Below are 23,798 nucleotides of genomic sequence, written 5' to 3' on the forward strand. Positions count from 1 at the left end.
AGAAAATGAGCCAAATTTCAACAAAAGAACAGATAATAAAATTTAAAAACTATGCAGATATAGCAGATGCAAGCTACGCAATGCTTCACTGGGTAAGTGAGAATGAAAAAAATGGACTTGATGATCTAAATGATAAACCAAACAAAAAGGATATAGGATGAAATTTATAGGTATTATACTTCTACTACTAACAAGCATATTTTTAATAGCTTGCTCTGCAAATCAAGCAAGCAACAACACGAGTAACTCTGAACTAGAAAGCTTAGCTAGTAAATATGGTGGGGTTTATATATTTAATCAAAAATTTGTTGATGAGATAGAGAAAAGAGAGGCTGAGAGAAAAGAGCTAAGTAAAAAAATGAAAGGTAGAGATTTGGGCGATGGTCTTTACGCTATTGATCCAAAGCCTATTAACGAGAAACTTCCGCGAATTCTCTCAAACGGCAAGCCATATTACCAAAGAAGAAACTACTCTAAAAAAGTAGTAATACCTGATGACGTAGTTATCAAGTTAAAAAATTTTATGGGTGAAGCTGCTTATAATCGTTCATCTATCATGATTAGTGATTTTTATATAGATGATGAAAAACTTAAAGTTATCTCACTAGATGTAAACTTTTACCAAAGCTATACCAAATATGGCTTATTTGGAGATGAAGGTAGAGGCTTTTCTTTATCTAGAAAAGATATAAAAGATATAGGCGGAAATAGTGAATTTTATTTTGATGGCCATAAAAATACTTTTGTTAGGGAAAAATAATGAGTGAAATCTCAACCAAAGAACAAATACTTAAATTTAAAGACTATGCTGATATTGCGGATGCAAGCTATGCAATGCTTCACTGGGTAAGTGAGAATGAAAAAAATGGCTTAGATGATCTTTATAGTAAGCGTGGCAAAGAAAACGTCCCTGAAAACATTGTAAATTCATACAAAGAACAAGAGATAAAAAAGCCCGTTTGGAGATATAAAGACAATATCAGAAAGGGTGATATTTTAAACGATAGCATTCAGGATAAAGATGGAAATATTGTAAGAAAAGCAGGTGACCCAACCGCATACGCCCTAACCATAGAAGCACGTTTTAATCAAGATATGGTGATAACTAAACCTATATCTAGCGAAGGTGAAAAGCCTGAAGTAAAACCTATAAATAACGAAATTCAAAGTTTTATCTATACTGACAAGAAAACAAAAGAGTCTTACATTTTTGTCAATAAACCAACCTTCCACCAAATTTCCCTCCGCACAAAAGCCTTTGTCAATCGCTATGAACTAGTCCATCACATCAAAAATACATCTATCACTGGTTTTAGCTCGACACTCTTTTATGATAGTAAATTTAAAAACTATATCATAGGCTTTAGGGGAACTGAAACTGAGCTTAATGACTTAGTTTTGGCTGATGGCATGATAACCTTTTTAGGTGCAGGACTAAGCCAAATAGCCTCTATGGCTATGCTAAAAGGTGATATGTATGATGCTATAAGAGAGCATAAGCTAAATTTAAATCCAAATGATAAAAGCGAAGTCTCTAATCTTGTCTTATCAGGCCACAGCTTAGGTGGCCATCTAGCTCAATCCTTTGCCTTTTTATACACTAAAGATGTAAAAGAGCTATATACTTTTAACGCTCCTGGATTTGGTGGTATATATGCTAGTTTGCTCACTATAGCTTTAAGATTTGTTAGCTTTATAGCTAAGGCAATACTAAAAGGTGTAAGGTGGATAGCAAGAGTGCTTGATCCAAATGGCTTTGTAGGAAAGATAGCTAGCTCTATCTTTAACAAGATAAAGGGTATGTTTGGCTTTAAAGATGACAATAGCACACTAAAAGAGTGTGTAGATACTATCAAAGATAATGAGAAAGCTTGCAAGGAAGTAGGAGATAAAAAGGTAAGCTCTAATATCAATAAATCTAGCAAAGGAAGCTCTGAAGTAGAGATACACCACTGCGATAGCGTCAGACATAAAATTTATGACAAAAATGATGAAGGGCTATTTGATGCTAGTGATGATAGTGGTGAGGATAGCTTTAAAAGAGAGTGGAACCAACTCTATGAGCCAAGCACATCGGTGATATCTGACCTTGGATTTAGATATGGACTAGAACCACTTACTAGAGTAGGTGATGAGGCAGAATTTGACTATAAAAATACAGACAAGCTACATCTTATAAATATATTAGTTGCCTAATAAAATTTAACAATCTACAAATAAGGCATAATAAATTAATAATATTATAAATATAATGACAATAAAATAAGCAAAATAAAATTTCTAAAAGGATATAGGATGAAATTTATAGGCATTATACTTCTACTACTAACAAGCATATTTTTAATAGCCTGCTCTGCAAATCAAGAAAGCAACAACACGAGTAACTCTGAACTAGAAAGCTTAGCTAGTAAATATGGTGGGGTTTATATATTTAATCAAAAATTTGTTGATGAGATAGAGAAAAGAGAGGCTGAGAGGAAAGAGCTAAGAAAAAATACCAAAGGAAAATATTTAGGTGACGGTCTTTATGTTGTTAATACAAAATTGGTTGATGAAAAACTCCCCCAAACCCTCTCAAACGGCAAACAATACTACACACCATCAAGGTCTTATGAGAAAAAGCCTGAATTATCAAATCAAGATAGACAAAAGATAATAAACTACATAGGCACTGAAAACTATAATAAATTTAAACCTACAATGCTCCCATCTTATTTTTATGTAGATGAAAATAATAATGTAGTAGCCATAGCAGTATCTGTTTACTATGCAGTTGGTTATACTAAATATGGTCTTTTTGGTGACGAGGGTAGAGGATTTTCACTATCTAGAAAAGGCATAAAAGATATAAGTGGAAATAACAGATTTTATTTCGATAGTCATAAAAATACTTTTGTTAGGGAAAAATAATGGGAAGTAATAATATTTCAACCAAAGAACAAATAATAAAATTTAAAGACTACGCTGATATAGCTGATGTAAGTTACGCAATGCTTCACCGGATAAATGAAGTCGAAAGAAATGGATTAGATAACAATATAGATAAAAATAACCTCAATTAATAAAAAATTTAACAATCTACAAATAAAACATAATAAATTAATAATATTATAATTTCAAAGACAATAAAATAAGCAAAATAAAATTTCTAAAAGGATATAGGATGAAATTTATAGGCATTATACTTCTACTACTAACAAGCATATTTTTAGTAGCCTGCTCCGCAAATCAAGCAAGCAACAACGCGAGTAACTCTGAAATAAAAGAGCTTGGTAAAAAATATGGAGGGGTTTATATATTTGATAAGAAATTCTATGAGGAAATAGAAAAAAGAGAGGCAGAAAGAAAAGAGCTAAGCAAAACACTTGGCGATAAGATAAGGTCAAACCCTAGAAAAATAAAACAAGGGGATAAATTTATAACAATATATGATGTTGATACGACTTTAATCAATAAAAAACTCCCGCAAATTCTTTCAAATAGTAAGTCATATTACGAAAGAAGAAACTACTCTAAAAAAGTAGTAATACCTGATGATGTAGTTGTCAAGTTAAAAAACTTTATGGGCGAAACAGCCTACAATCTTTCATCTATAATAATTGATGAGTTTTATTTTGATAACGAAAATTTAAAGGTTATTTCTCTAGATGTAAGCTTTTATGAGGGCTATACCAAATACGGCTTATTTGGTGATGAAGGCAGAGGTTTTTCACTATCTAGAAAAGGCATAAAAGATATAAGTGGAAATAACAGATTTTATTTCGATAGTCATAAAAATACTTTTGTTAGGGAAAAATAATGGGAAGTAATAATATTTCAACCAAAGAACAAATAATAAAATTTAAAGACTACGCTGATATAGCTGATGCAAGCTATGCAATGCTTCACTGGGTAAGTGAGAATGAGAAAAACGGCTTAGATGATCTTTATAGCAAGGTCGGAAAAGAAAACGCCCCTGAAAACATTGTAAATTCATATAAAACACAAGAAGTAGAAAAACCTGTTTGGAGATATGCAGATGGTATTACTAAAGGTGATACACTAAAAACAGATCAAAAAGATGAAAATGATAACACAATTAAAAAGTCTGGCGACCCAACCGCTTACGCTCTAGCTATCGAAGCTCGCTTTAATCAAGATATGATAATAACTAAGCCAACAGACAAAGAAGACGACAAACCTGAAATAAAACCTATAAATAATGAAATTCAAAGTTTTATATATCAACCAAAAGATATAAATAAACCACCATATATCTTTGTAAATAAAGAAAACTTCCACCAAATTTCCCTTCGCACAAAAGCTTTTGTCAATCGCTATGAGCTAGTTCATCACATCAAAAACACATCTATCACCGGCTTTAGCTCGACTGTCTTTTATGATAGTAAATTTAATAACTACATCATAGGCTTTAGAGGTACAGAGCTAGGGTTTAAAGACCTAGTATTTACCGATGGTATGATAGCCCTTTTAGGTGCAGGACTAAACCAGATAGCCTCTATGGCTATGCTAAAGAGCGATATGTATGATGCTATAAAAGAGCACAAGGCAAATTCAGGTGATACAAGTGAAATTTCTAACCTAGTCTTATCAGGCCACTCACTAGGCGGCCACCTAGCTCAGTCATTTGCCTTTTTATACACTAAAGATGTAAAAGAGCTATATACTTTTAACGCCCCTGGCTTTGGTGGTGCATTTGCTAGCTTAGTCACTATATCTTTAAGATTTGTAAGCTTTATAGCTAAGGCAATAATGAAAGGCATAAGGTGGGTGGCAAGAGTGCTTGACCCAAATGGCTTTATAGGAAAGATAGTAGGCTCAGTCTTTAACAAGATAAAAAATATGTTTGGCTTTAAAGACGACAAGAGCACAGTAGAAGATTGTGTAAATGTAGTTAAAAATAACGAAAAGGCTTGCAAGGAAGTAGGAGATAAAAAGGTAAGCTCTAATATCAACAAATCTAGCAAAGGAAGCTCTGAAGTAGAGGTACATCACTGCGATAGCGTCAGACATAAAATTTATGATAAAAATGATGAGGGGCTATTTGATGCTAGTGATGATAGTGACGGAGATAGCCTTAAAAGAGAGTGGAACCAACTCTATGAGCCAAGCACTTCTGTGATATCTGACCTTGGATTTAGATATGGGCTAGGGGCTGAAAGTTTAGATGGGCATTTGGCAGAATATGACTATAAAAATACAAAAAAACTTCATCTTATAAATATATTAGTCGCCTCACACTTTATGAAGCAGATAGTTGAGAGCCTATACTTGATGGAGTACCTGCTAAGTAATGAAAAAAATGAGGCAAAGATAAAAGACAAAGATGTGCCAGCCGCTCTGGACTATCTAAATGACTATATACAAAGCCTAAGCTTTAACGTCTATTTTTATAAAATTTCTCTAGGCTATCTACCAAAACTAGGCAGCGAGGATAAAAAAAGGCTTAGCATACTTGAGAGTGTGATATATCCTGTGGCTTTATATGTAAATTCTCTTGGCTTTGAAGATGAAAAAGATGCGCCAAATTTAGAAGACCCTGTAAGCTCACTCTTGTACTACAAAGAGAAAGATAAATTTGTAGATATGATAGATAGGGAGGAGATAAAGGCACTCGAGGCTAAAGATATAGCTAGTAAGGTAAAAAGTGGCGATCTAAATCTTTTCTTTGCTATCTACTCGGTCAGATACTTTATGCTAAGTAAAAAGGCTGATCTGAAGGCGTTTAAAGAGCGCATGAGCTATATATCTGACTTCTTTAAGATAGCAAGCTCGCATGCAAATTCTAACTCAAACGAAAAAGAGCTAGAGCAGTATATAAACACAAGGCTAGAAATTTACAGAAGTGCGTATGAGCTAAAATTTGAGAGCTTTAAATATGCGGACGATAACAAACACTATGTGGTAATAGCTAAGACAAATACTGATAAAAAGATAACAAGAGGCATAGTGCTAACGCATAACTTTAAGCTAATAGACAATGTGGCAAAAGACGCTAAAAATGACATGGCAAAAGAGTACTTAAATGTGATAAGGCTCGAGCCAAACGAGCTAATGCATATCAGTGAGGGCAAGGTGGATATACTTTTAAGAGATAAGAGTATATTTGATATCAATCAAGTTAGCTCTGATCTGGATATAGACTTTACAAAGCTAAAAACGCAGGTTTATATCATAGATAAGCCACTAAACACCGCCACTGAGCAATCAGACTATCCACTATACTTTAAAAATGAAGAGAGCGGAGAGGAGGAAAATTCTAACCTACTAAGCTTTACTCATCAGCCAAGAGATGAGGATAAAGACAAGGGAAGACTAACTATCGATTATAAAAACCAACGAGCTTGTGTGCTAAACTACTCTTTACTAAACAAAAGCCTAAATATAGACCTAAAGCCAACAAACAAAGAGACCAAAGAGTCGCTTGAAAAGGCAAATGAGAGACTAAATTTAGAAAAGAAAAGTAGTGCGCTAAGTGCTGGCGGCACTGCATTTGCTAACCCAATAATAGAAGATGACGTGGTGGTTTGCCCACATGGCGGCCATGTGATATTAAAAAGTAGAGCGGGCAAAAGCATAAGATCAGATGATCAAGGTGTGATACTTGATGTTGATTTTATAAACTCACCGATAGTTGGCTGCTCAGCACATAATCCTTGCACAAAGGTGGCATACGTGCCAAGAGCGGCTCTTAGTCTAAAAAGTATGAATAACCACTATGCTGTCATGCAAGACCTAGTGCCAGCGTGCCTAAGCAACACCAGCTCACCGCTAAGATGTATCAAAAAAGAAAATAGGATAAAGCTAGCTCATAGCATAGGTAGTCCAACATCTGAAAACGATAATCCAGCGGTGCTAAATCCAAATTTAAACAAGCCAGTGATAAGACTGCATGTAAAGGCTTTTGCTTCTCAGAGTGATAATCTTTTAGTGGCTACGTACTATCTATTTGATAAAAAATTTGAAGATAAAAATGGCTTTAGTAAGATCAAGCTCAATTTAGACGAGGGAAGAGACATAGACGATAAGAATTTAAAGGCTCTTTTGGTGGATAATTACGACGATAAGCGCTATGATATCAAAGAATTTAAACTAAGATACGGGGCGGATAAGCTAAATTTGGTATTTGTTGCTCCAAAGAATTTTAGCGCACTTGATAAAGAGAACTATAAAAAAGCAAATAGCCCTGAAAGCGGTGTGGGATTTTATGCTAGTTTGGATGAGTTTAATAGCTCTAGTACAGATAAAAACAAGCAAACTTATACAAATGTATTTTTAACCCCAACCGGCGCTAAAAGCATAGAGCTTGAGATAGCTAAAGGGCTAGATAGTGGTTATGAAAATGACATAAACACCACTAGCTTTGTAATGCTTGTTAGTTGATAAATTTAAAGTGAAGGATCATCCTTGAGATTAGATAATACAAAAATTATTAGAAGCATAGAGGAATTGCTTTTCGAGTTTGGTGTTAATGGTGAGACATACAAAAATATAACCTTTTATTGTCGTGATTTAAATCGCTTTTACGAACCAAATGTGTTTAGTGGAGAGGCATTATATAATAAAATAATTACAAGGTTATTTTCTCTAAAACAATACAGCAATAAATCTTTGTCTGTAAAAACATATAAATACTTGGATAAGCCTAGTTTGTTCAATAAAAATATTACGAAAAAAAATAACAAGATAACACTTCTTAATTCTAGTATATATGCAGAAATCCTTAGTGAAGAGCAAGATCCAGTAGAAGAATTTGTTGATGGATTAATTTATCTTGCTAATAGAGTTAAAAGCGATGACAGTGAGGTTAAAAATTTCGAGGAGGCATCTAGTATACTAGTTAGTGAATATAATACAATAGAAAAAAGACTTTGGACTTTGATGGACAAACTAAAAGTTGCGTTAATAGATAGGGCAAATATTATATTAATTCGTGAAAATTTTAGCAAAAGAGATGAAGTAATAAAAATAATAGAAGAGAGTTTTGATGAGATCAAAAAAAATCTTAAGAAAGCTTCAGAGGATGGCAACACTTATATCAAAAAAGAGATATTTAAATTTTTTATGAGTTTTTTTGATATCACTGATTTTAAAAAATCGTTCAGCTTATTAAATATTGTGCTATCTGCGCCAGACGCATTGAAAACTACAGAAAATATCTTTAGCTCTCTAAACAAAAGAGGTTCTTATGCTTTTTCTAGTCCCGTTATGAGTTTGCTAGCTACTAAGTTTGGTTTTATATTAGGACTATTAAATACAGTGTCGTTTAATAATATCTTAGTTTTTACAAACGACGATCAAAAGCGTGGAGCATTTATAGACTTTTCAGGGTTTGATATAACAGCCACTAATACAAAAAGTAATTATGATGAGTACATCGGAATTTGTTCTGATTTTTCATTAGAAGGCGATGAAAAAAGCCTATTTGATGCAAAGATAAGTAAATATGAAAATATAGACAAAAAGAATAATATATCAATATGTAAAAACGATAAGGATAATACTGAAGAGAGCTTGCTTAAAAGGATAGAAGAGTGTGTGATTGCAAATAGAGCAAATTTTGTCTATATGCAATATCCATTTTTTAACTCTTTGAAATTTGCAAATCTTTTAAGAGACAAATCCTTAACCACAAAAGACAATACTCACAATACAAATAACAGTAGCGGTATCTCTAAAAACTATCTTGTTATTTCAAATGCTCCTTCGATACTAAACGCAAAGCTAAACGAGCATCTTTTACAAAACGTATTAAACTATAAAATAGTAGATAGCCTAAATAGAGCAGATGATAAGAAGGTGACCGATCCTAAACAACTAAAAGGTATAAAAGACTATAGTCAGTACTCTATACAAATAGACGCCAAAAACGATGAAGATCTATATCTATTAAGCTTAAGTCCATTTACAAGGGTTGACAACGATAGAATTAAAAAATTTCAAAAAGATATAGATACTTTTAATGATTTTATGCAAGATAAGCAAAATCAAATAAATACGATTATGCACTTTGATACACTAAGTGAGAATGAAAAGCAGGTGGCATATAGATTTTTAAAAGCTAATTCTTATCTTGGACACATAAATAAGTATTTTAAAAATGCTAAAGATATGGAAGAGATAGTTAAGAATGAAAAGGATTTTTTAGATGCAAGCATAAAAGAATTTGAAACTTTCTTTTCAAGTATAAATTCTTGTTTAGAGCACAGTGAATCACATGTTGTTGAAATACCTTCTTTTCAAAATTTAAATTCTATGATGAAAAAAAATGATGCTGTAATTAAAGTACCAGATATAATAGTATTATCTGATTATTATTATCCAGCTACTAGAGTATTTCTTTTAGTTATGGGCTACTATGTCATAAGACAAACATTTGATAATTCTATGATTAGTCAAAATTTTACTGTACCTGCTTATGAGTCTATAAAAATATCCGATAAGTCATTTATGGTTTGTTCTGAACACTCTTATTACTTGAAAGAAGACGAAGTCAAAGTGCCGATTTGTTTTTTTAAAAAAACAAAAGAGGACAAATTGGCAAAACTAAAAACAAACAAGGAAGAAAATAAAGAGATACAAAATAATATAATTTGTATAGAAGAGATAGTGGAAAGTATAGAAAAAAGCCATGTAAGGGACATTGATCATATATTAGATGATCATTCATATGAGGAGCTAAAGGAGCTTCTTAAAAATTATACAGGTTTAGATGGAGAGAGCATCGAGGATGAGAATTTTACAAAAAATATCAAGCAATTAGATGATGACGAGTATAAATATACGATAGATTTTGCAATGATATCTACGCTAGATGATATTTTATATGACATATTTCCGTTCTATGGATTTTTTATAGGTAAATCATACGAAACTATACTAAAAAGCATAACAAAGGCTTTCTTTTCGACCAGTAAAGATAACCTTGTAAAAAATATTTTTATCGAACTAGTAGGAGAGCTTAAAACATTTAGTACATTAAATGAGTTGCCAGTTGTAAAAATAGTCAATAAGGATCATGGCAAAATAATAAAAGAAAAAAAGAAAAAAGGATTTATTGAAATAACTAAGGAAAAAAGCAACAAGATTCTACTTATAAACATGGAACGCACTAATAAAACTAAACGGAGTTTAAAAAATGCAAAAAACTGGATAGATGAATTTGAAGTAGGTGAAGAAATAAAACGGCGGATAGCCATAAAGGCAGGTAAAGAATTTGTAAAAAATAGTTCGATAACATTTGCAAAAGATTTGGTGAAGGCTGGATTTGGCTTTTTAGTAGATAGTTTTTTTATCAACACCTACGAACAACAAAAAAGATCTTATGAACTAATACTTCATAAGTATTTCACAAATAAATTTAATGATACCTATGCTGTTAAGAATACATCTTATGAACCAAATTCAAATAAAACAAGTGAATATACTTACTACCCTATAGAGATATACTCATCTTTTATAAATATAGACCTGAAAAGAACTATCATAGGAGGAAGACTATCTAGTGGAGGACTAGACTATCATAACTTCTTCTACTATGATATAAACACCACTACAAACAAACTAGACTCTAACCTATCTAAAGATATAAGCCTAGATACTATGATATCTTATCTATGTCTGGATGAGCTAAGAACAGATAATAAAACTGATGAAGAGTTCTTTAACAACCTTAACAAAAGAAATAAAAAACTAGCATATTCACCAAAAGAGCTTATGCTACAAGGAGTTAAAACATTGCTTACAATAAGTCCATCAAATCCAATAGGTATAAAACAAAGAGGTGAAATTTATGAGATGTATAAAAGATCTGTAGCTGAAAACAAAAGTGCCAATGCAACTTTTGATATTCCAATAGACAAATACAATGAAGCTATGGAGATACTAGAAGACTTTAAAAATGGAAATTTAAACACCTTTGGCTCAGAGGTAGATAATAAATCAAGAAGACTACTAAAAGCACTAGATGTTATAGGCAATAACAATGTCAAGGGTATGTATGTGGGGTGTAAGGAAAGCTGGAAAGAAAATGAAAATTTAGAGGAAAAAAATATCCCTCCTCGCCTAATAGGTCGTCTAGCTACCACCATAATAATGGAAGATGGTCTATATATAGGATAAGAGATGAAGAAGATCATATTTATCATCATAGCTATTTTAGCAGTCACAGTAGTAGCAGTAATAAGCAAAGGAAAATTACAAGATAAAGGAAATTTAATGGATAATAGTAATACATATACGGTTATAGCTCCAAATGGAATGGAAATACCATTTGATAAAAAGACAAATTTGATAGTTGCTAAAAAAAATCCCAACATGCAACTAGCTCCAGATCTTGCAGCTAAACTAGTCCTCGACTCCCGCTCCATCCTAGACTCATCTCCATATAAAAACTATAAACCTCTATACTATAACCCTAAACCAAATTCTCTAGGTCAAACAGATTATTTAGCATTTAAACCATGGCTAGATATTAGCTATAAACCAAGCTCAAATAAAATTTCACCTTGGACTAAATCAGAAAAAGCTTACTATGAAAGTTTAAAAGATAAGAGAGATAGATATATCTATCTAGTAAAAAGAAGTAATCTAAAATGCACCATGATAGATATACCAGATGATGCCATAGGTAGAGTAGATAGTAATGGCAAACTAACAAAGCCAGAGTATGCTGAAATTTATGATGAAGTAGATAGAAATAAAAATACACTTAAATCAGAGCTTTTTATAGGAGAGTGGAATTTATGTGCTGGAGTGTTGGGTAATCCATCAGCATTTGGTACTGGCGGTTCAGCAGGATTTAAAGCAAGAGATTTTCAAAAAGCATTTCTGGCAGCACAGCTGGGAGTAGTAGAAGCATTAAACTATCTGGCAGACTCTTTTAAATACTACACTTATGGTATGGGAGTAAATAAAAATTTAGATACCTACGAAAAAATTCGTAAACTATATAAAAATCCCCCACTAGATGAATATGGAATGATACCTTATCTTGATGAGATAGTGGGGAACTATTTCGTGATGGATTTTAATAGGGGTGGCGTCATTAATAATGCGGACGGCTCTTTTCATAAGCGCTTAAGAAAATTAGTAGAAGACGAAGGTAAATTACTAGACCCTAGAGACCTAGATGCAAACGAGGCTACAAGGGAAGAATTTGTAAATTATATTAAAAGTCATATGAGCGAATTTCAAGAAGAATACGGGAAAGGTGCTTTTCCTAATAGATGGAGTGAAAAAGATCTTTCTCTTTATATTGATTCTGCTCTTCTAGAAGCTAAAATAATGTCCCTAACCCCACCAGAGGGATATCCAAATGCACCATACTACAACACACCAGAAGAGCTAACAAGACTATATGAGGCTGGTAAATTAGATAAAAAGCTAAACCCTTTAACACCAGTGATGTATAGAGATAGCTTTCCTGAAGATCTTAGGCAAAAGATATTAAGCTATGCCAAAGAGCATAATATAAAGGATTAAAGAATAAATTTAATATCTATGGCTCCAAACGGAGCCACCTACGAACAACAAAAAAGATCTTATGAACTAATACTTCATAAGTATTTCACAAATAAATTTAATGATACCTATGCTGTTAAGAATACATCTTATGAACCAAATTCAAATAAAACAAGTGAATATACTTACTACCCTATAGAGATATACTCATCTTTTATAAATATAGACCTGAAAAGAACTATCATAGGAGGAAGACTATCTAGTGGAGGACTAGACTATCATAACTTCTTCTACTATGATATAAACACCACTACAAACAAACTAGACTCTAACCTATCTAAAGATATAAGCCTAGATACTATGATATCTTATCTATGTCTGGATGAGCTAAGAACAGATAATAAAACTGATGAAGAGTTCTTTAACAACCTTAACAAAAGAAATAAAAAACTAGCATATTCACCAAAAGAGCTTATGCTACAAGGAGTTAAAACATTGCTTACAATAAGTCCATCAAATCCAATAGGTATAAAACAAAGAGAGGAAATTTATGATTTATATAGTCAGGGTGTTGAAGAGGGTACTGAACTGCCAATAGACAAATACAACGAAGCTATGGAGATACTAGAAGACTTTAAAAATGGAAATTTAAACACCTTTGGTTCAGAAGTAGATAATAAATCAAGAAGACTACTAAAGGCACTAGACGTTATAGGCAATAACAATGTAAAGGGTATGTATGTGGGATGTAAAACTCCTAAAAATAAAACAAGAGAGAGTACAGAAATTCCCCCTCGCCTAGTAGGTCGTCTAGCTACTACCATAGTAATGGAAGATGGTCTATACATAGGATAAGATATGAAGAAGATTATATTTATCATCATAGCTATTTTAGCAGTAGGATCACTGCTAATAATAAATAAAGAAAAATTACAAGATAAAGGAAATTTAATGGATAATACTAATACATATACGGTTATAGCTCCGAACGGAAAAGAAGTTTGGCTTGATAAAAATACAAATTTAATAGTAGCAAAGCCAGATAGTAAAATAGATGCTAAAAACAGGATTGCAAATAAAGAAGCCTCCGAGTTAGTTATTCAAGCCCGTGCAATCCTCGACTCATCTCCATATAAAAACTATAAACCACTATACTATAACCCTAAACCAAACTCTCTAGGTCAAACAGACTATCTATCATTTAAACCATGGCTAGACATTAGCTATAAACCAAACTCAAATAAACTATCTCCTTGGACTAAATCAGAAAAAGCTTACTATGAAAGCTTAAAAGATAAGAGAGATAGATATATCTATCTAGTAAAAAGAAGTAATCTAAAATGCACTATGATAGATATACCAGATGATGCCATAGGTAGAGTAGATAGTAGTGGCAAACTAACTAAACCAGAATATGCTGAAATTTATGATGAAGTAAATGCTCACAAAGGCACATTAAAATCAATGCTCTTTTCGGCAGAGTGGGGAATGTGTGCAGGAATACTTGGAGATCCTATGGGATTTTCATATGGAAATGAAGCTGGGTTTAAAGCAAGGGATTATCAAAGAATTTTCTTAGCTGCCCAGCTAGGAGTAACAAAGGCTTTAAAATTTTTAGGAGATTTATTCGAATACACTACTTATGACATAGGGCTAAATAAAAATTTACAAATGGCTGAAGAATTTAGAAGACTAGCTAAAAATCCCCCATTAGATGAATATGGAATGATGCCTTATCTTGATGAGATAGTGGGAAATTACTTTGTTATGGATTTTAATAGAAATGGTGTCGTTAATAATCCAGATGGCTCAATCCATAGGCATTTAAGAAAGCTTGTAGAAGACGAAGGCAAACTACTAGACCCTAGAGACCTAGATGCAAACGAGACTACTAGAGAAGAATTTGTAAAATATTCAAAAAAAGTATTAGAAGATTATAAGGAAAAGTTTGATGAAGTTGGCTATCCAAACACATGGGACGATCGCGACTTAAGTCTCTACATCGACTCCACCCTCCTAGAAGCCAAAATAATGTCCCTAACCCCACCAGAGGGATATCCTAATGCACCATACTACAACACACCAGAAGAGCTAACAAGACTATATGAGGCTGGTAAATTAGATAAAAAGCTAAACCCTCTAACACCAGTGATGTATAGAGACAGCTTCCCAGAAGATCTTAGGCAAAAGATATTAAGCTATGCCAAAGAGCATAATATAAAGGATTGATTAACGCTCATTAAAGTTTTATTTAAGAATATTGATTTTAAAATAAGTTTCTTCTAAAATAACTTTAGATAGAATTACATAAAAATAATATTATTAACGTGAGGTAAAGGAAACCATGAAGAAAACGTTTAAATTTCTTTGTTCTTTAATTTTTATGCTATTTATCGCAGGATGTGCAAAAGATCTTATCATAAGCAACACTCCAAATTCAAATTTAAACTACCACGGTGACAACGTTCCAGTGACCATCATCGCTTATAAACTAAGAGATGTGGCAAAATTTCAGCAAGCTAGCATAGTTGATCTAGCTGAGAAAAATGGTGACATACTTGGTCAAGACAAGATAGACTCGATAAAAACGCAAATTCAGCCAAATACAAACAGATACGCTTTTACAAATGTCGATCCAGACGAAGTGCCATACGTGGGCATTTTGGTGCTTTATGCTGATCAAAGCAAGACAAATATCAAAGCTTATAAATCAACAAAAGAAGCAAAAGAGAAAAATATAGTTTTTGAGATAACTAAAAATGGCGTAAATACCATAGACGCTAGCGGCTCTAAGATCCAAGCAAGCAAATAAAATGTCTGATAAATTAAAAGTTGTCTGGTACAACGGGATGAACGTTGACAAGGTTCATTTCGAGCAACAAGAGAGGTATTTTGAGAGAAATTTAAATCTAAAAACCGTCTCGTCTTTATCAAATTTATATGGAGTTTTGGAGCTTGAGATCTCAAGCGAGCTTTTACTTCAAGGCAAGATAGGGCTAAATAAAATTTCTTGTATCTCGCAAGATGGTACGATATTTAACGCCCCAGATCAAGACGACCTACCAGAGCCTCTTGAGATAAGTCCTAGCGAGCTAAATTCTGCTGTCATAGTGCTAAAGCTACCAGTTAGCTCAGGGCTTGTTGATGTTAGCTTGCAAAACAACCTGCCAAATCTAAAATTTACAGCTAAACAAGCGCTCATTAGCTCAAGAGTGCATGATGAAGCTAGCAACGATATCTTGAACGAGTTAGATGACAAAGATGACTTTGAGCTTTCGTCTGCTTTTACGCAGGATAAAGAAAATTTGATCCTGGCAAGCCAAAGATCGGCTCTAGGAGTGCTTGGCTCAAAGACACCTTATGAGCTTAGCGTGCCTATTTGCAGGATAAAAAACATTGACCTAAACAAGCAAATAACGCTTGATGAGAAATTTATCCCAACCTGCATCGATATAAGTAAAAATTCTTTCATCACTAGCTTTATAGATGAGTTTAGCTTTGCTACAAAGCAGCATCAAGAGAGCTATACTGGGCTTTTAGGCGGTATAGATCAGGCTAAAAATAGGCTTGATATCTCAACATATTTGACGCTAAATATGCTTAAAAAATGGCACTTGATATTCTCATATCTTTTCAAAAGAGACAAAATTCATCCAGAGTATCTATATGAAAAGCTAGTTGATTTTCAAGCTGATCTGCTAGCCCTAAGTCACGATGATAGTTTTAGCGAATTTATAGCTTATGATCACAACAACTTAAGTCAAACTTTTGTACCGCTAATAAACAATCTTAGACTTTTGTTCTCTCATATCTTGTCGCCAAAATACGTCATGGCACAGATCGTTAAAAACAATCACGGCTTTTTTGACTGCGTCTTTGATAATCCAAGCATCATAGAAAACTCAGAAATTTACTTTGCTATCCATAGCGATACAAAAAATGAGTACCTGCTCAAAAATTTCAAAGAACAGTGCAAAATTCACACCCAATCAAACATCAAAAGTATCGTCTCATCGCAGCTTCGCGGCATAAATGTAGAGCAAATTTCAGCTATACCTAGTACATTGCCAAAGCTAAATGACTATATCTACTACAAGATCGATAAAAAAGATGAAATTTTTAAAAGCTTCGCAAATCAAAGCGTTATTAGCGTCTATATAACAGCAAATTTATCAAATGCTGACATTAAGATGTGGGCTTTATTATAAGGATAAAAAATGAGTGAGAATCAAAATGAAATTTCGGCTTTAAGCCAGACAAAGCTTCTAGGACTTGGTGCAAATCCTGCCCTAGATCACGTACTACCACTGCTTCTTTTAGCAAACAGAGTGTCAAAACTACAAAATTTTTCACAAAGTGAGATGCAAAATTTACGTGAAAAGCTGATAAATGATATATTAAGCACCACTTCAAAGATCTCAAATTTAGGCATTTATGAAGAGGATGACATCATTAGGCTTAGATATTGCCTTTGTGTTTTCATCGATGAGAGCTTGCTTAAAAACGAAATTTTTATGAACAGTTTTTGGGCGAACAACACCTTAACAACAAGATTTTTCAATGAAAATTTAGGTGGCAACAAATTCTTTGGCATCATGGATAAATGGTTTGAAAACGTTGGCAAAAACAAGGACTTTTTAGAGTTCATCTATGCTTGTTTGGTGCTTGGCTACAAGGGTAAATACGAAGCACAGGAAGATTGCAACGAGAAAATTTCATACCTTTGTGAAAATATAGCCTCAGCCGTTTCACCACTTATAAAGGCTGATGAAAATGTATTTGAAAAGAGCTATTTAAAAACTAAAAAGAGAAGCTTTTTTGAGATATTTTCATTAAGACATTTGAAATTTTATTTTATCCTTATAGCGCTTGCAGCTATTGCGGCTGCGTTTTTATATAGCACCTACTCGATGGATCAAAACAACGTTAAAAACGATAGCGTCCTAAACAATAAGATAGAAAATTTTATGGACAAAAAGTAAGTGCAAGATAAGTTTTTCAACAAATTTAACGAAAACTTTTCAGAAAACGAACTCTACATCAGCCTTATAGACGAGATGTCAAAGTATAAGACTTTGACGCATGATACCATTAAGTGGGACTTTGTTTTTAGCTCGTCTTTAAAGACATTAAGCGAATTTAGCCTCGATGTAAAGCTTTTAAATTTCTTAGCGATCTCTGCTATAAATTTAAACCAAAAAGATAGTTTTAAAACCCTGATCGAGGCCTTTTCATTTTTTCTAACTACTCTAAAACAAGAGCCAAATTTATTAGCAAAAAATGAAAAGCAAGTGCCTGCTAAAAAAAAGATATTTGCTCAAACGATAGAGCTTTTTACACAAGCTCATAGGGATGGTATAAATTTAGACGAAGCGGACGCAAGAGCTTTTAATGAGCTTGTGCCTGAGCTCTCACGTGAGCTTAGCACGCACTTTGATACGCTTTATATAGAAGAGAAAAGCGAGCAAGCTCAAAAAGTAGAGGAGCCAAAGCAGCCAGCAAAAGCCGAGCCGAGCTACTCACAAAGCATCTCTTTTGGTAGTAGCGACATTAGCTCATTTAGCGATAGAGAGTTTAGGGAGTACTTTGTAAATTTATCCGTCTCTCTTTTAAAAAATGACATAAAAAATTTGACCGCTTACTCGCTTGTTTTTGAGGCGATGTGGGGCAGGATCAAGGCTTTGCCAGTTAGCAGCGAGCAAATGACGCAGATACGCTATCCTGATGAAAATTTGATCTTACTTTTTAAAAATATGAAAGAAGCAAGTCAAGAAAATTTGGAGAAATTTATAAGAAATTTAGCCCTTAATCCATTTTGGATAGATGGCGTTAGGATATTTTGCGAGTTTTTAAGATCATCTGGGCTAAGCGAGCAAAGCGAACTAGTTTCTAATACGACTTTAAATTTTATAGAAAAATTCCCAGATATGAAAAAGCTCAAATTTCAAAGTGAAGAGGCATTTTTCAGCGAAGAGAGTGCTAAATTTTTTAGTAAAAAAGAGACTGCAAATTTTATCTCTAGTGACGAAATGAAAAAAGATATGAGCTTTGAGGAGCTGATAAAAGCCCTTGATAGAAGCAAATATACAACAAATTCGCAAAGCGAGCTTAGCTTTTTGTTAGAGCTTTCCAAAATTTTTACAAGCCAAGGCATGGACAACAATGCAAAAGTTGTATATTCGCAAATAGTTAAATTTATAGAAAACACTGAGCTTAAGGATTATTTGTCAGATATTTATATAAAGGCAAAAACATTTTTGTGATAAAATATGTTTTTTTAAAACTTCTTTAATTTTATTTAATTATAATTCTTAAATCATTTACTCAAAAAAAGGATGTTATTATGGCAGAGAATTCAATCCCACCAAAAGAACGTATAAACATTGTTTATAGAACAAAAACAAACAACCAAGAAGCAGATGTTGAGCTTCCGTTAAAGCTGATGGTAGTTTCAAATTTAACTGGTGAAAACCAAACTCCACTTGAAGATCGCGAAGTTGTCTCTATAAATAAGATAAATTTCGATCAGGTTATGAAAAGTTTGGACATTCATACTGAATTTTCAGTGAAAAATAGACTAAATTCTGGTAGCGAAGATCTAAATATCGATCTTAACTTTGAAAGCATTCAAGATTTCAATCCAGACAATATCATCAACCAAGTACCTGAGCTAAAAAAGCTATTGCAGCTTAGAAAAGCTTTAGTTGCGTTAAAAGGACCTATGGGCAATATGCCTGATTTTAGAAAAGCAGTTTTAGAGGCTATTAAGGATGAAGATAGTAGAAAACAGCTTCTTTTAGAACTTAAAGACGAAAAAGATAAGGAATAAAAATGTCTGAAACTAAAGTAAAAACTCCTATCATTGAAAGCATAATGCAAAGGAGCAAATATACAAAAGATGATGAAAGTTATAGCGTAGTAAAGCAAGGAGTTGCCGAGTTTATCTCAAATGTCATCACAACAAATAATGCTGAAGAGAAGATAAATAAGCTTGCACTTGATGAGATGATAGCTCATATAGACACGCTTTTATCAGCTCAGATGGATGAAATTTTGCACAATAAATCTTTCCAAGAGCTAGAATCTACTTGGCGTGGCATTAGATTTTTAGTCGAGAGAACAAATTTCAACGAAAACGTAAAGATCGATCTTTTAGACGCTACAAAAGAAGAAATTTTAGATGACTTTGAAAACAATCTAGATATAACTCAAAGCACACTTTATAAGCAAATTTACTCAGCTGAGTATGGTCAATTTGGTGGTGAGCCAGTTGGCGCGATAGTTGCTGACTATGAGCTAGATAAGTCAAACCAAGATATGACTTTCTTAAACAAAATGTCGTCAATTGCGGCAATGAGCCACTCTCCGCTTCTAACTTCGCTATCTTCTAAATTTTTCGGACTTGATAACTTTGGCGAGCTTGAAAACATAAAAGATCTAAAGAGCCTACTTGAAGGCCCACAATACACAAGATGGAGAACTTTTAGAGAGAACGAAGACGCAAAATATACAGGTTGTATGGTAAATAGATTTCTTACTAGATCTCCATATATCCCAGAAGACAATCCTATAAAAAGCTTTAATTACCGCGAAAGCGTTGATAAGCACGATGATATGCTTTGGGGCAACGGCGCTTATGCGTTCGCTACAAGACTTACAGAGAGTTTTGCGGACTATAGATGGTGCGGAAACATCATCGGACCAAAAGGTGGCGGCGCTGTAAAAGACCTACCAACTTATACTTATGAAAACTACGGAAGCGTTCAGACAAAAATTCCAACCGAAGTTTTGATCACAGATAGAAGAGAATTTGAGCTTGCAGAAAACGGCTTTATCACACTTACACTAAGACGTGATAGCAATAACGCAGCGTTTTTCTCTGCAAACTCAGTGCTAAAACCTAAAGTTTTCCCAAATACTCCAGAAGGCAAAGCTGCTGAGACAAATTTCAGACTTGGCACACAGCTTCCATATGTATTTTTGATCTCTCGTTTGGCTCACTATCTAAAAGTACTTCAAAGAGAAGAGATCGGTACTTGGAAAGAGCGCAGTGATGTTGAGCGTGGCTTAAATGAGTGGCTAAGACAGTACATCTCAGATCAGGAAAATCCACCAGCTGATGTAAGAAGCAGAAGACCATTTAGAAGCGCAAAAGTCATCGTTAGCGATATAGCTGGCGAGCCAGGCTGGTATAAGATAGAGCTTCTAGCTAGACCTCACTTTAAATTTATGGGGGCAAATTTCGAGCTTTCTTTGGTTGGTAAGCTAGATAAAGAGTAAATTTAAGCATGTCGCTGATAGATAAAATTTTATATGAATTTAGTGATGAGTCAAAATTTCGTCCCTACTTCAAAGACCTAGACAGCGACATCAAAGATCACATTGATACTATCTTAAACTCAAGGCTTGGAAACTACGGCCGTTTAAACGATAGTATCATTGATCTTTGGTCAGTTGGGGTCGAGATAAACGAACTTGGCCATAGGCTTGGCATGGCGATATATGAACTAATCACCTCAAACGAAAATAGAATAGAGATAACCTCTATCGGCTATGATGACTCGCTAAAGCCTTGGCGCATCATCTTTAACATAAACTATAAGCATAAAAACGACAATTTCAAAGAGTATTTGCTAAAGGTTATTTTTAAAAACAATAGATATTGTGAGATTTTATAATGGATTATAATGAAAATAATTTAGCTTATTTTCAAAAAGAGATGGCGTATCTTGATGAAACAAGAGCTCTTTTTATAAAGAATTTCCCAAAAGTTGCACCATTTTTAGATACTAAGAGCAAAGATCCCGATGTTGAGAGTATCATAGAAAATATGGCTATTTTGACATCAAGGATTAGACAAGAGCTAGATGAAAATATCCCCTTAATAGCTGAGTCTTTGATAAATATCTTAATGCCAAGCTACACAAACCCTTTTCCGTCAGTTTGCATGCAAGAATTTGCTCTAAGAGATGACTTTTCAGAAAAAAAAGAATTTATACCAAAGGGCAGCATCATAGAGTCAAAGCCTATAAATGGTGTAGCTTGTAAATTTCAGACGATATATGACGTAAATTTGCTTCCATTAAAGATATCAAAAGCTTTTATGTCAAACAACAAAAGCGATTATCTTTTAAATTTAAACATATCTATCACCAAAGATGAGCTTAGCACCAAAGAGCTTGATATTGATTTTTTAAATTTATATCTTGGCGATAACATATACTTCTCTTCAACCCTTTTGATGTGGCTAAAAAACTACTTGAAATTTATAGTTATAAGCTTTGAAGATAGCGATGAGGAGATAAAACTTGGAGCTGATAAGCTTGGCTTGGATGAATTTGATGAAGCTTTGATAAAGAGCGATGAGTTTGGTTTTGAGGCATTTGAGCTTATAAAAGAGCTTTCGTATTTTTCAGCTAAACTAAATTTCATACGTATAAACGGACTTGGTTTTTTAAAGAGATTTGACGCAAAAAGCTTTAACATCAAATTTGTCTTTTCAAAAGATATGCCAAATGGTTACGTGCCAAGGCTAGAGTATTTCTCTCTTTTTGCCACTCCTGCGATAAATTTGTTTGCAAAAGGTGCTGAGCCTATACAAAATAACAACAAACGAAGCGAGTATAGAATTTTCATAGACCGCTCAAACATAAATGCTTACGAGATAGTCTCTATCACAAAGGTCGTCGCTCACAGCAGCAATAATGAAAAAAGGATACTTAAAAACTACAAAAGCTTTGAGAGATTTGAGTTTTTAAATAGTCAAAGATCAAAGGATTATTACTTTGTGAGCAACAAAATAGATATGAAACTAAACTCTTACAAAGAAATTTCATTTTTTAAAAATGACGCTAAAGAGCAGACCGTGAGCATCGAGACACTTTGCTGTAACGGCGATCTACCAACTAATCTAAAACTAGGCGAGATAAACAAAATCCAAAATCACCAAGGCGTAGTAACCAAAAATTTAACCATCCCAACTAGCGTAAAACGTGTAAATGTAGATGGAAATTTACTCTGGAGGCTAGTTAGTATCTTGTCATTTAGCTATCAAAGCATACTAAACAAGGGCTCTTTTCTAGCACTGCTTAATGCTTTTATGCTACCTGATGATGAGTTTTTGAAGAAATTTTCTAGCTCACTTCATGAGATAAAAACAAAACAGATCCACAGGGTCGATGGAGGCTTTGCAAAAAGAGGAGTGCTTTGCATATTTTATATAGATGAGAGCGAGTTTGAAAGCCTTGGAAATGTCTATGTCCTAGGTATAAATTTGGCTAAGTTTTTATCAAAATTTGCTTCTATCAACTCATTTTGCGAGCTTAAGATAAAGTGTGTAAAGAGCAAAATTTTATTTGATTATGGGTTTTTAAGCGGCATGAAAGAGCTAGTATGAGCGAAGAGATAAGCCAAGCTTCTTTTTTTAAATTGATAAAAAACATCCTAAAAGATAGGGATAGGAGCGAGATATTTTTAAAAAATAGCTCGAGTTTTGCCTACCCGATCAAAGAGCTCGAGAGCTTAGATGAGCAGGAGCTTACAAAGATAATTGTAAATTTTATGGGTCTTTTAGGAAGCGGCTCGCACCTAACAAGCTACATTTTAGAGAAAATTTCAAAGACTAATGACAATAGCTATGAGTTATTTTTTGATTTTTTTGACAACTACTTACTTTGGCTATTTTTTGACAGCATTAGTCTAAAAAACTACGCAAGATCTTTTGAAGATGAGCTTGATGATAAAATTTCAAAGATATTACTTGATATGCTTAATATAAAAGAAAAGCAGCTGGCAAAGAAGTTTCTGCCATTTTCGCCACTTGCAGTTAGCCAAAGAAGGCCAAAAAAAGAGGTTGAATTTGCGCTTCAGAGCCACTTTGGGCTAAAAGATAAGCTTTTTATACTTGAAAATTTACCAAATCAAATTTTCATAGCCCCCTCAAATTTAAACTCTTTAGGCCATAAAAATAGGACGCTTGGTAAAAATTTCATTCTTGGCAAAAAGCTTTTTGAAAAGCAAACCAAGATCGCAGTCTTTATAAACGGCATAGAGTACGAAGAGGCTGTGAATTTCTTCCCCAAAAAAGATAAATTTAAAGAGCTTCAAGAGACTCTTTCTTATTTTACTAATGATGAATTTGTTTCTGATTTATATTTGAAGATAAATTACTCTCACAAGATGCAGTTTAAGCTTGGGTCAAAATATACAAGTAGTCAAATTGGCTTTGGTTCAAGGCTTAAAAATGATAAAAAAATGTCAAATTTTATAAAATTTAGACTTTGTTCATAAAATTTAACTCCAAAATCAAAAAAATCTGATATAATTACATAAAAGAA

General features: G+C 33.4%; 20 protein-coding genes. All 20 read left to right on the forward strand.

Going from position 1 to position 23,798, the window contains the following annotated elements:
- The first annotated feature begins 5 nt into the window (after positions 1 to 5).
- The 20 genes from MTT29_RS07470 to MTT29_RS07565 all read left to right on the forward strand — a co-directional run bounded on the left by MTT29_RS07470 (position 6) and on the right by MTT29_RS07565 (position 23,751).
- Positions 6 to 161, forward strand: a complete 156-nt coding sequence (locus tag MTT29_RS07470; RefSeq protein ID WP_429800220.1) for a hypothetical protein — start codon at positions 6 to 8, stop codon at positions 159 to 161.
- The gene (locus MTT29_RS07475; protein WP_429800221.1) at positions 158 to 760 is read left to right on the forward strand and encodes a tRNA 2-selenouridine synthase; all 603 of its coding nucleotides are present in this window, start codon (positions 158 to 160) and stop codon (positions 758 to 760) included. Before MTT29_RS07470 ends, MTT29_RS07475 begins: the two co-directional genes overlap by 4 nt.
- Positions 760 to 2,196 (forward strand): hypothetical protein, encoded by a 1,437-nt coding sequence (locus tag MTT29_RS07480; RefSeq protein WP_429800222.1) that lies wholly within the window; start codon positions 760 to 762, stop codon positions 2,194 to 2,196. The genes MTT29_RS07475 and MTT29_RS07480 overlap by 1 nt, the downstream gene beginning before the upstream one ends.
- A 99-nt stretch (positions 2,197 to 2,295) precedes the next feature.
- Positions 2,296 to 2,910, forward strand: a complete 615-nt coding sequence (locus MTT29_RS07485; protein ID WP_429800223.1) for a tRNA 2-selenouridine synthase — start codon at positions 2,296 to 2,298, stop codon at positions 2,908 to 2,910.
- On the forward strand, positions 2,910 to 3,062 hold the full coding sequence (locus MTT29_RS07490) for a hypothetical protein (RefSeq protein ID WP_429800224.1): 153 nt from the start codon (positions 2,910 to 2,912) through the stop codon (positions 3,060 to 3,062). The genes MTT29_RS07485 and MTT29_RS07490 overlap by 1 nt, the downstream gene beginning before the upstream one ends.
- Before the next feature lie 101 nt (positions 3,063 to 3,163).
- A complete protein-coding gene (locus tag MTT29_RS07495) occupies positions 3,164 to 3,799 on the forward strand; it encodes a tRNA 2-selenouridine synthase (RefSeq protein ID WP_429800225.1) in 636 nt (211 codons plus the stop codon).
- Positions 3,799 to 7,383 (forward strand): hypothetical protein, encoded by a 3,585-nt coding sequence (locus MTT29_RS07500; RefSeq protein ID WP_429800226.1) that lies wholly within the window; start codon positions 3,799 to 3,801, stop codon positions 7,381 to 7,383. Before MTT29_RS07495 ends, MTT29_RS07500 begins: the two co-directional genes overlap by 1 nt.
- Before the next feature lie 24 nt (positions 7,384 to 7,407).
- A complete protein-coding gene (locus MTT29_RS07505) occupies positions 7,408 to 11,121 on the forward strand; it encodes a hypothetical protein (protein ID WP_429800227.1) in 3,714 nt (1,237 codons plus the stop codon).
- Positions 11,122 to 11,124: 3 nt separating this feature from the next.
- Complete coding sequence (locus MTT29_RS07510; RefSeq protein WP_429800228.1) at positions 11,125 to 12,483, forward strand: thioredoxin reductase; 1,359 nt, start codon at positions 11,125 to 11,127, stop codon at positions 12,481 to 12,483.
- A gap of 18 nt (positions 12,484 to 12,501) precedes the next feature.
- Positions 12,502 to 13,317 (forward strand): hypothetical protein, encoded by an 816-nt coding sequence (locus MTT29_RS07515; protein WP_429800229.1) that lies wholly within the window; start codon positions 12,502 to 12,504, stop codon positions 13,315 to 13,317.
- Between the two features lie 3 nt (positions 13,318 to 13,320).
- Positions 13,321 to 14,691, forward strand: coding sequence for a thioredoxin reductase (locus tag MTT29_RS07520; RefSeq protein ID WP_429800230.1), 1,371 nt, complete (start codon positions 13,321 to 13,323; stop codon positions 14,689 to 14,691).
- A 115-nt stretch (positions 14,692 to 14,806) separates the two neighbouring features.
- Positions 14,807 to 15,274 (forward strand): type VI secretion system lipoprotein TssJ, encoded by a 468-nt coding sequence (gene tssJ, locus MTT29_RS07525; protein ID WP_103565622.1) that lies wholly within the window; start codon positions 14,807 to 14,809, stop codon positions 15,272 to 15,274.
- 1 nt (position 15,275) lies between these two features.
- A complete protein-coding gene (gene tssK, locus MTT29_RS07530; protein WP_021086322.1) occupies positions 15,276 to 16,670 on the forward strand; it encodes a type VI secretion system baseplate subunit TssK in 1,395 nt (464 codons plus the stop codon).
- A gap of 9 nt (positions 16,671 to 16,679) precedes the next feature.
- The gene (gene icmH / locus MTT29_RS07535; RefSeq protein ID WP_012001087.1) at positions 16,680 to 17,444 is read left to right on the forward strand and encodes a type IVB secretion system protein IcmH/DotU; all 765 of its coding nucleotides are present in this window, start codon (positions 16,680 to 16,682) and stop codon (positions 17,442 to 17,444) included.
- Positions 17,445 to 18,725 carry a type VI secretion system domain-containing protein gene (locus MTT29_RS07540; protein WP_429800231.1) on the forward strand — a complete coding sequence of 427 codons (1,281 nt, stop codon included), beginning with the start codon at positions 17,445 to 17,447 and terminating at the stop codon, positions 18,723 to 18,725.
- 80 nt (positions 18,726 to 18,805) lie between these two features.
- Entirely contained in the window at positions 18,806 to 19,291 is a 486-nt protein-coding gene (gene tssB / locus MTT29_RS07545; RefSeq protein ID WP_012001089.1) for a type VI secretion system contractile sheath small subunit, read from the forward strand.
- A 2-nt stretch (positions 19,292 to 19,293) separates the two neighbouring features.
- On the forward strand, positions 19,294 to 20,742 hold the full coding sequence (gene tssC / locus MTT29_RS07550; RefSeq protein ID WP_103565630.1) for a type VI secretion system contractile sheath large subunit: 1,449 nt from the start codon (positions 19,294 to 19,296) through the stop codon (positions 20,740 to 20,742).
- 8 nt (positions 20,743 to 20,750) lie between these two features.
- A complete protein-coding gene (locus tag MTT29_RS07555) occupies positions 20,751 to 21,140 on the forward strand; it encodes a hypothetical protein (RefSeq protein WP_012001091.1) in 390 nt (129 codons plus the stop codon).
- On the forward strand, positions 21,140 to 22,858 hold the full coding sequence (gene tssF / locus MTT29_RS07560; protein ID WP_429800232.1) for a type VI secretion system baseplate subunit TssF: 1,719 nt from the start codon (positions 21,140 to 21,142) through the stop codon (positions 22,856 to 22,858). The genes MTT29_RS07555 and tssF overlap by 1 nt, the downstream gene beginning before the upstream one ends.
- Entirely contained in the window at positions 22,855 to 23,751 is an 897-nt protein-coding gene (locus MTT29_RS07565) for a type VI secretion system baseplate subunit TssG (RefSeq protein ID WP_103558246.1), read from the forward strand. The genes tssF and MTT29_RS07565 overlap by 4 nt, the downstream gene beginning before the upstream one ends.
- The last annotated feature ends 47 nt before the right edge of the window (positions 23,752 to 23,798 follow it).

It is taken from the genome of Campylobacter concisus (genome assembly GCF_050447485.1).
Lineage (GTDB): Bacteria > Campylobacterota > Campylobacteria > Campylobacterales > Campylobacteraceae > Campylobacter_A > Campylobacter_A concisus_BQ.

Bases quoted from the DNA above. Each gene is read 5' to 3' on its own strand.
- MTT29_RS07565 (WP_103558246.1), top strand. From the start codon at position 22,855: ATGAGCGAAGAGATAAGCCAAGCTTCTTTTTTTAAATTGATAAAAAAC.
- tssC (WP_103565630.1), top strand. From the start codon at position 19,294: ATGTCTGAAACTAAAGTAAAAACTCCTATCATTGAAAGCATAATGCAA.
- tssB (WP_012001089.1), top strand. From the start codon at position 18,806: ATGGCAGAGAATTCAATCCCACCAAAAGAACGTATAAACATTGTTTAT.
- MTT29_RS07500 (WP_429800226.1), top strand. From the start codon at position 3,799: ATGGGAAGTAATAATATTTCAACCAAAGAACAAATAATAAAATTTAAA.
- MTT29_RS07470 (WP_429800220.1), top strand. From the start codon at position 6: ATGAGCCAAATTTCAACAAAAGAACAGATAATAAAATTTAAAAACTAT.
- MTT29_RS07485 (WP_429800223.1), top strand. From the start codon at position 2,296: ATGAAATTTATAGGCATTATACTTCTACTACTAACAAGCATATTTTTA.
- tssF (WP_429800232.1), top strand. From the start codon at position 21,140: ATGGATTATAATGAAAATAATTTAGCTTATTTTCAAAAAGAGATGGCG.
- MTT29_RS07515 (WP_429800229.1), top strand. From the start codon at position 12,502: ATGGCTCCAAACGGAGCCACCTACGAACAACAAAAAAGATCTTATGAA.
- icmH (WP_012001087.1), top strand. From the start codon at position 16,680: ATGAGTGAGAATCAAAATGAAATTTCGGCTTTAAGCCAGACAAAGCTT.
- tssJ (WP_103565622.1), top strand. From the start codon at position 14,807: ATGAAGAAAACGTTTAAATTTCTTTGTTCTTTAATTTTTATGCTATTT.
- MTT29_RS07510 (WP_429800228.1), top strand. From the start codon at position 11,125: ATGAAGAAGATCATATTTATCATCATAGCTATTTTAGCAGTCACAGTA.
- MTT29_RS07495 (WP_429800225.1), top strand. From the start codon at position 3,164: ATGAAATTTATAGGCATTATACTTCTACTACTAACAAGCATATTTTTA.
- MTT29_RS07480 (WP_429800222.1), top strand. From the start codon at position 760: ATGAGTGAAATCTCAACCAAAGAACAAATACTTAAATTTAAAGACTAT.
- MTT29_RS07475 (WP_429800221.1), top strand. From the start codon at position 158: ATGAAATTTATAGGTATTATACTTCTACTACTAACAAGCATATTTTTA.
- MTT29_RS07520 (WP_429800230.1), top strand. From the start codon at position 13,321: ATGAAGAAGATTATATTTATCATCATAGCTATTTTAGCAGTAGGATCA.
- tssK (WP_021086322.1), top strand. From the start codon at position 15,276: ATGTCTGATAAATTAAAAGTTGTCTGGTACAACGGGATGAACGTTGAC.
- MTT29_RS07555 (WP_012001091.1), top strand. From the start codon at position 20,751: ATGTCGCTGATAGATAAAATTTTATATGAATTTAGTGATGAGTCAAAA.
- MTT29_RS07490 (WP_429800224.1), top strand. From the start codon at position 2,910: ATGGGAAGTAATAATATTTCAACCAAAGAACAAATAATAAAATTTAAA.